Raw genomic sequence first — 7,150 nt, forward strand, 5'->3', positions numbered from 1 at the left:
GGACGCAGGCGCGCCCCGCGGAGACGCGACCGAAGCCCGCCGAGGCCCGCGCCGCCGAGCCGCGGCCCGCGGATCCCGCCACCACAGGATCGATCCGCCCGGCCGCGCCGCGGGCCTCGAAGCCCGCGCCCCTGCTGCCGCCGGGTCTGGTCGGGCAGGCCGATTGACGCATCACGGATAGTTTAGAACGGATCCAGGCTTTGCGTCCCCCGGGACCCGGCCATGCGCGTCCCGGGGGGGCCGGAACAAACAGCGTCACCGCTCATTCTGCCGATGAACGATGCCAGCGCGACCGCAGGGACACCCGTGGGCGCAGCATCGACACCGGACATTCCAGACGAACGGAGACCTCCATGGCCAAGGCCAAGCCCGTCAGCCGGATCGGCAGCGACCGCCTCAACACCCCGACCGACCTCAACCCCGAGGACGTCAAGAAGATCTCCGAGGGCTTGACGGTCCTGCTGTCGGACCTCTTCGCGCTCTACATCAAGACGAAGAACTTCCACTGGCACATCAGCGGCCCGAACTTCCGCGACTACCACCTGCTCCTCGACGAGCAATCGCAGCAGATCTTCGCGATCATCGACGCCGTGGGCGAGCGCGGCCGCAAGATCGGCGGCACGGTGCTGCGCTCGATCGGCCAAGCGAAGTCGCTGACCAACGTGCAGGACAACGACGCCGAGTATGTCGGTCCGCTCGACATGCTCAAGGAACTGCGGGACGACAACAAGGCGCTCACCGCCCGCATGCGCGAGCTGCACGAGGTCACCGACGAGGCCAACGACGTCTCGACCACCAGCCTGCTGGAGGAGTGGATCGACCAGTCCGAGGAGCGCACGTGGTTCCTCTACGAGACCACCCGCAACGCCGAGGCCGGCGGTCACTGAGCCGTCCCAGTCCCCGGAGCAGCAGGGCCCCGCACCACCGGTGCGGGGCCTTTTTCATGGTCAGGGGCCGAGCAGATCGACCAGGAACGGGATCAGAGGCTCGTCCGCGGGCGGCATGGCGAGATCCCGCAAGGCACTCGGCCGGACCCATTTCAAGGCCTGACCCTCAAGACCCTGCGGCGTGCCGGACCAGCGGCGGCAAAGGTAGAGCGGCATCAGCAGGTGGAAGCTCTCGTAGGCGTGGCTCGCGAAGGTGAGCGGAGCGAGGCAGGGCTCCTCGACGCGCACGCCGATCTCCTCGGCGAGTTCGCGGATCAGCGTGGCCTCGGGCCGCTCCCCGGGCTCGACCTTGCCGCCCGGGAACTCCCACAGACCCGCGAGCTGCTTGCCGGGCGGGCGCTGGCTCACCAGCACGCGCCCGTCCCGGTCCACCAGGGCGACCGCCACCACGAGGAGCAGGCGCAGCGGCGCGGCCTCGCTCCTGGTCATTGCGCGACCGCGAAGCTGGCCTGGACCTCGCTGCGGCTCTCGATCGCGCCGGCGGCGAGCGGCACCCGGCGGCCCGGCGCCGGGGCCTTCATGCGCGCCTGCGCGGCCATCGGCATGGGCGGCGGCACGGCACTGCCGCTTCCGGAGAGGCTGCACAGCCGCCCGAGCTTGGCGCCGACCGCTTCGGCGAGTTCCGCGGCGCGGGCGCGCGCGTCCCTGGCGGCGGCGACCTGAAGCTCCGCGTCGACCTTCTCGGGATCGTTCAGGCCGAAGCCGATGGAATCGATCCGGTTGGCGCCGGCGTCGAGCGCCCGGCGCAGCAGGTCGCCGAGGCGGCCCATGTCGGCGAGCCGGATCGTGACCGCGTTCGCCGCCCGGTAGCCGTCCGGTTGGGACTCGACGGTGCCGTTCGGACGGGTGACCGCGCGGGTCGCCGCCTCGAGCACGACCGCGGAGGTGCCGATGTCGCCCTCCGGCACGCCGAGCTCGCGCCCGAGGGCGACCACGCCCGCGACCGCCTTCGAGGCGGCGTCGAGCGCCGCGGCCGGGCTCTGTGCCTTCGTCTCGACGCCGACCGTGACCGCGGCGAAGTCGGGCGCGCGGGCGGAGGCCGCCCGGCCCGTGACGCCGATCGTGTGCGCGCAGGCATCGTCGGCGCGCGCGGGCGCCGCGACGAGCAGCAGGGCGAGGCCGGCGAGCGCGGCCCTCACGAGCGGTAATCCCCGTTGATCTCGATGTAGGCCTTGGTGAGGTCGCAGGTCCAGACGCGGGCGCTGCCCTCCCCCAACCCGAGATCGACCCGGACGCGGATGTCCTGCTCGCGCATCACGGCGCTCGCCGCGTCCTCGCTGTAATCGGGGTCGCGCGCGCCCGCGACGGCCACGCGCACGTCGCCGAACCAGATCGCGAGGCGGTCGCGGTCGGCGGGCTCTCCGGCCTTGCCGACCGCCATCACGACGCGGCCCCAGTTCGCGTCCTCGCCCGCCACCGCGGTCTTCACCAGCGGCGAGTTCGCGATCGACATGGCGATGCGGTGGGCGGAGCGGTCGCTCTCGGCGCCCGTGACCTCGACGGTCACGAACTTGCGCGCGCCCTCCCCGTCCTTGGCCACGAGTTGCGCGAGTTCCGCGAGCAGGTCGTCGAGCGCCGCCCGGAAGCCGGCGAGGCGCGGGTCGGCGGCGTCCGCCACCGCCGCGTTGCCGGCCCTGCCCGTGGCGAACAGCATCAGGGTGTCGGAGGTCGAGGTGTCGCCATCGACCGTCACGCAGTTGAAGCTGCGGTCCGCCCCTTCCGTGAGCAGCGCCTGGAGCACCGGCTGCGGCAGGGCGGCGTCGGTGAAGACGAAGGCCAGCATCGTCGCCATGTCGGGGGCGATCATGCCCGCGCCCTTGGCGATGCCGTTGATGGTCACGGCGCTGCCGTCGATCTCGGCCCGGCGCGTGGCGCGCTTCGGGAAGGTGTCGGTGGTCATGATGGCCTGCGCGGCCGCGGCCCAGGCGGCGGGGCCGTCCTCGGCACGGGCCGCGCAATCGGCCAGCACGCCCTCGAACTTGGAGGCGTCCAGGGGCTCGCCGATCACGCCCGTGGAGGCGACGAACACGTCGGTCTCTGCGCAAGGTGCGGCCTGCGCGGCGATGCGGGCGGTGAGCGCCACCGCATCGCGGCCGCGCCGGCCCGTGAAGGCGTTGGCGTTGCCGGAATTCACGACGAGCGCCCGGGCCGATCCGGAGGTCAGCGCCTCGCGGCACCAGTCGACCGGCGCGGAGGGGCACTTGGAGCGGGTGAACACCCCCGCCGGCACGGTGCCGGCGGCAAGCCCGACATAGAGCACGTCCGTGCGGCCGGAATAGCGGATGCCGGCCTGCGCGGTGGCGAGGCGCACCCCTGCGACGGGCGGCAGGTCCGGCTGTGTCTTCGGGGCGAGGGGCGAGACGGGCGGCGGATTGGCGGACGACAAGGACGATCTCCGGCGTTGACCGCGGGGCGCCGCGGTGTTGCCCCGCGGGAGGCTCGGCCGTCAACCGGGCCCCGGGGTCCCGCACGCACCCGTGCCGCGTCGCGGTGCGCCGGGTCGCGATGCCTCTCGGCCGGGCAGCCCGGCCGGAATTGCGGCGCCTTCGCGGCAAGACCCTTGTGTGACCGCGAGATGTCGGTCTAGCATGATGCAATGCAACGCGAACACGATGCCGATCGCGCCATGCCGCGAGTAGCCCTCGGATCCGCTGCCGATTCTCCCGTCGTCCCGCCTAGGGGATGCTACCGGGTTCAGGTGCTCGTCGCCGGCCGCCAGAAGCGCTGGCGCGACGCCGTCTCCGCCCAGATCCGCCGGACCGGCTATCAGGTCACGGCCTGCGACAACGGGGTGGACGCGATGGCCGTGCTCGCCCTCGGGCTTCCCCTCGACGTGATGGTGGTCGACGCCTCGCTGGAGGGGCGGCTGTGCTGCTCGCAGCTGGCCCAGGAAGCCCGGGCGCTGCGCCCCTCGCTGCGCGTCGTGCTGGCCTGCGACATGACGGAGGCCGAGCGCGCGGCGGTCGATCGGATGCCCGACGCGCTGATCGTCGCGAAGGACCACCGCGCGGGAGCGGTCGCGAGCATCGTGCGCGAGGCGCTCGCGGCGCCGGGTATCTGAGGACAGCGATACAGTTCCTCTCCGCCCGCGCAGGGCACGCGGTCCTTATCGATCTCGTTCCCAGGACGAGAACCTGTATGAGGCGCGAGTCCCCTCTCCCATAGGGAGAGGTCTGCTTTCGCAGAAAGCCAGGTGAGGGGTATGAGGTTTCCAGGTAGGGCGCGGAGCTGAACGCGCGTCGATCCCGTGCTCGGTCCTGAGGCGTCATACCCCTCACCCCAACCCTCTCCCTATGGGAGAGGGGGCACGGCGCGATTCACCCCGGACGGCCGAACCGATCGACCGAAGGCCGTATGAAGCACGTGAACGTGGCAATCCGCCGGGGCGGATCCTGCGGCCTCACACCACCAGGTTCACGATCCGGCCCGGCACCACGATGACCTTCCGGGGCGCCCGCCCCTCCAACACCTTCTGAACGGCCTCCAGCGCCAGGGTCGCGGCCTCGACGGCCTTCGCGTCGGCGTCGCGGGGCACGGTGACGTCCGCGCGCTTCTTTCCGTTGATCTGCACCGGGAGCGTGATCTCGTCCTCGACCAGCAGCGCCGCCTCGACCTCCGGCCAGGGGGCCTGGGCCACCAGCCCCGAGCGCCCGAGCGCCTGCCAGCATTCCTCGGCGAGGTGCGGCATCATCGGGGCGATGAGCTGCACCAGGATGCCGGCGGCCTCCGTGGCGGCGGCGCGGGAGGCGGTGCCGCGCAGGGCCTCGTCGAGGGCGTTGGCCAGCGTGTAGACCTGCGCGACGCAGCGGTTGAAGCGCAGGCGCTCGACATCCTCGCCGACGCCCGCCAGCGCCCGGTGCGCCGCCTTGCGCAAGGAGAGATCGGCCGCGCCGTCCCCGGTCGCCTGCGCCGCCGCGTTCACGAGGCGCCAGACCCGCTGGACGAAGCGGGCGGCGCCCTGCACGCCCTCCTCCGTCCAGATCACGTCGCGCTCGGGCGGCGAGTCCGAGAGCATGAACCAGCGGGCGGTGTCCGCACCGTAGCTCGCGATGATGTCGTCGGGATCGACCACGTTCTTCTTCGACTTCGACATCTTCTCGATCGCCCCGATGGCGATCGGCGCGCCGGTTTTCACGTGGAACGCTTGGCGGCCACCCTCCCCGCCCTCGAACCGGATCTCGGCGGGCGGCACCCAGGCGCCGGCCTCGTCCTTGTAGGTCTCGTGGACGACCATCCCCTGCGTGAACAGGCCCGCGAAGGGCTCGGCCACGCCGGACCAGCCGGCCTCGCGCATCGCCCGGGTGAAGAAGCGGGCGTAGAGCAGGTGCAGGATCGCGTGCTCGATGCCGCCGATATACTGATCGACCGCGAGCCAGTGATCGACCGCCCGGCGGTCGGTCGGCGCGTCCGTGAGCCAGGGCGCGGTGAAGCGTGCGAAGTACCAGGACGAGTCCACGAAGGTGTCCATCGTGTCGGTCTCGCGCCGGGCCGCCTGCCCGCATCTCGGGCACGGCACGTCGCGCCACGCGCGGTCGCGCTCCAAGGGATTGCCGGGCTGGTCGAACGAGACCTCGTCGGGCAGCCGCACCGGCAGGTCGGCGACGGGCACCGGCACCGGGCCGCAGGCGTCGCAGTGGATGATCGGGATCGGGCAGCCCCAGTAGCGCTGGCGCGACACGCCCCAGTCGCGCAGCCGGAACTGCACCTTGCGGGCGGCCACGGCCTCGCCCGCCAGGACCTCCTGCTCCAGGCGGTTGGCCACCGCCTCGAAGGCCTCGTGCGTGGTCATCCCGTCGAGGAAGCGCGAGTTGATCAGCCGTCCGTCGCCGTCGTAGGCGGTGTCCGTGACGACGAAGGCGGCCGGGTCCTGCCCCTCCGGGCAGACCACCGGCGTGTTGCCGAGGCCGTACTTGTTGGCGAAGTCGAGGTCGCGCTGGTCGTGGGCCGGGCAGCCGAACACGGCGCCGGTGCCGTACTCCATCAGCACGAAGTTCGCGACGTAGACCGGCAGTTCCCAGGCCGGGTCGAGCGGGTGGCGCACGGTGAGCCCCGTGTCGAAGCCGAGCTTCTCGGCCGTGTCGATCGCCTCCTGGGCGGTGCCGATGCGGCGGCACGCCTCGATGAAGCTTTGCAGCTCCGGCCTGTCGGCGGCCAGCGCGGCCGCGAGCGGATGGTCGGCCGCGATCGCCAGGAACTTCGCGCCGAACAGCGTGTCGGGCCGCGTGGTGTAGACCTTCACCGCGTCCTGCCCCTTGGCGGGCCGGGTCAGCGCGAAGCGGACCTCGAGGCCCTCCGACTTGCCGATCCAGTTCTTCTGCATCAGCCGGACCTTCTCCGGCCAGCGGTCCAGGCCGTCGAGGGCGCCGAGCAGATCCTCGGCGAAGTCGGTGATCTTGAAGAACCACTGGGTCAGCTCGCGGCTCTCGACCAGCGCGCCCGAGCGCCAGCCGCGCCCGTCGATCACCTGCTCGTTGGCGAGCACCGTGTGATCGACCGGGTCCCAGTTCACCTTCGCGGTGCGGCGCGTGACCAGCCCCTTCTCCAGGAAATCGAGGAACATGCGCTGCTGGTGCTTGTAGTAGTCCGGATCGCAGGTCGCGATCTCGCGGCTCCAGTCGAGCGACAGGCCCATGGACTGGAGCTGGCCGCGCATGGTGGCGATGTTCGCGTAGGTCCAGTCGCGCGGGTTGACCTTGCGCTCCATGGCGGCGTTCTCGGCGGGCAGGCCGAAGGCGTCCCAGCCCATCGGGTGCAGCACGTTGAAGCCCTTCGCGCGCTTGTAGCGGGCCACCACGTCGCCCATCGCGTAGTTGCGCACGTGCCCCATGTGGATGCGCCCCGACGGGTAGGGGAACATCTCCAGCACGTAGTATTTCGGGCGGGGATCGTCGTTCGGCGTCTCGAAGATCCTGGCCTGCGCCCAGGCCTCCTGCCAGCGCGGCTCGGCATCCTTGGCGTTGTAGCGCTCGGGCGCGGTCGGGTTCGGGTTCGTCATGGCTCGGATCGCAGGGAACGGGCGGCGGGCCCGGAGGCCGCATTCGGGCCGGCACTAGCATATCCGCGCCCGCTCCGGTCAACGCGCGGGCGCGCACCGCCCCTGCGCGCCCGCTGCTGTGCGGAGCCGGGCGCTTGCGGCGCGCGTTGCGGCTGGTAGGTCCCTCGCCTGAACCGACCCGAAAAGCTGGACGTGCCGATGACCGAAC

General features: G+C 71.8%; 6 protein-coding genes. 2 read left to right on the forward strand and 4 right to left on the reverse strand.

The features are described 5' to 3' along the window. Positions 1 to 353 precede the first annotated feature (353 nt). On the forward strand, positions 354 to 887 hold the full coding sequence (locus AX737_RS12960) for a DNA starvation/stationary phase protection protein (protein WP_066921935.1): 534 nt from the start codon (positions 354 to 356) through the stop codon (positions 885 to 887). 60 nt (positions 888 to 947) lie between these two features. Here AX737_RS12960 and AX737_RS12965 read toward each other — a convergent pair whose 3' ends face one another. From AX737_RS12965 to argJ, 3 genes are read right to left on the reverse strand one after another with little or no spacing between them, the layout of a single operon-like run. Further along, entirely contained in the window at positions 948 to 1,376 is a 429-nt protein-coding gene (locus AX737_RS12965) for a (deoxy)nucleoside triphosphate pyrophosphohydrolase (RefSeq protein ID WP_066921937.1), read from the reverse strand. Beyond that, entirely contained in the window at positions 1,373 to 2,086 is a 714-nt protein-coding gene (locus AX737_RS12970) for an SIMPL domain-containing protein (RefSeq protein ID WP_066921939.1), read from the reverse strand. Before AX737_RS12970 ends, AX737_RS12965 begins: the two co-directional genes overlap by 4 nt. Further along, positions 2,083 to 3,333: a bifunctional glutamate N-acetyltransferase/amino-acid acetyltransferase ArgJ gene (gene argJ / locus AX737_RS12975; RefSeq protein WP_066921940.1), complete on the reverse strand. Its 1,251-nt coding sequence runs from the start codon at positions 3,331 to 3,333 to the stop codon at positions 2,083 to 2,085. The genes AX737_RS12970 and argJ overlap by 4 nt, the downstream gene beginning before the upstream one ends. Positions 3,334 to 3,645: 312 nt before the next feature. On the opposite strand from argJ, the gene AX737_RS12980 reads away from it, so the two are divergent. Further along, a complete protein-coding gene (locus AX737_RS12980) occupies positions 3,646 to 4,008 on the forward strand; it encodes a histidine kinase (protein WP_308445269.1) in 363 nt (120 codons plus the stop codon). Positions 4,009 to 4,347: 339 nt separating this feature from the next. On the opposite strand, the gene leuS is transcribed toward AX737_RS12980, so the two are convergent. Next, complete coding sequence (gene leuS, locus AX737_RS12985) at positions 4,348 to 6,942, reverse strand: leucine--tRNA ligase (RefSeq protein ID WP_066921941.1); 2,595 nt, start codon at positions 6,940 to 6,942, stop codon at positions 4,348 to 4,350. Between the last annotated feature and the right edge of the window lie 208 nt (positions 6,943 to 7,150).

This window comes from Methylobacterium sp. CCH5-D2 (assembly GCF_001556475.1).
Lineage (GTDB): Bacteria > Pseudomonadota > Alphaproteobacteria > Rhizobiales > Beijerinckiaceae > Methylobacterium > Methylobacterium hispanicum.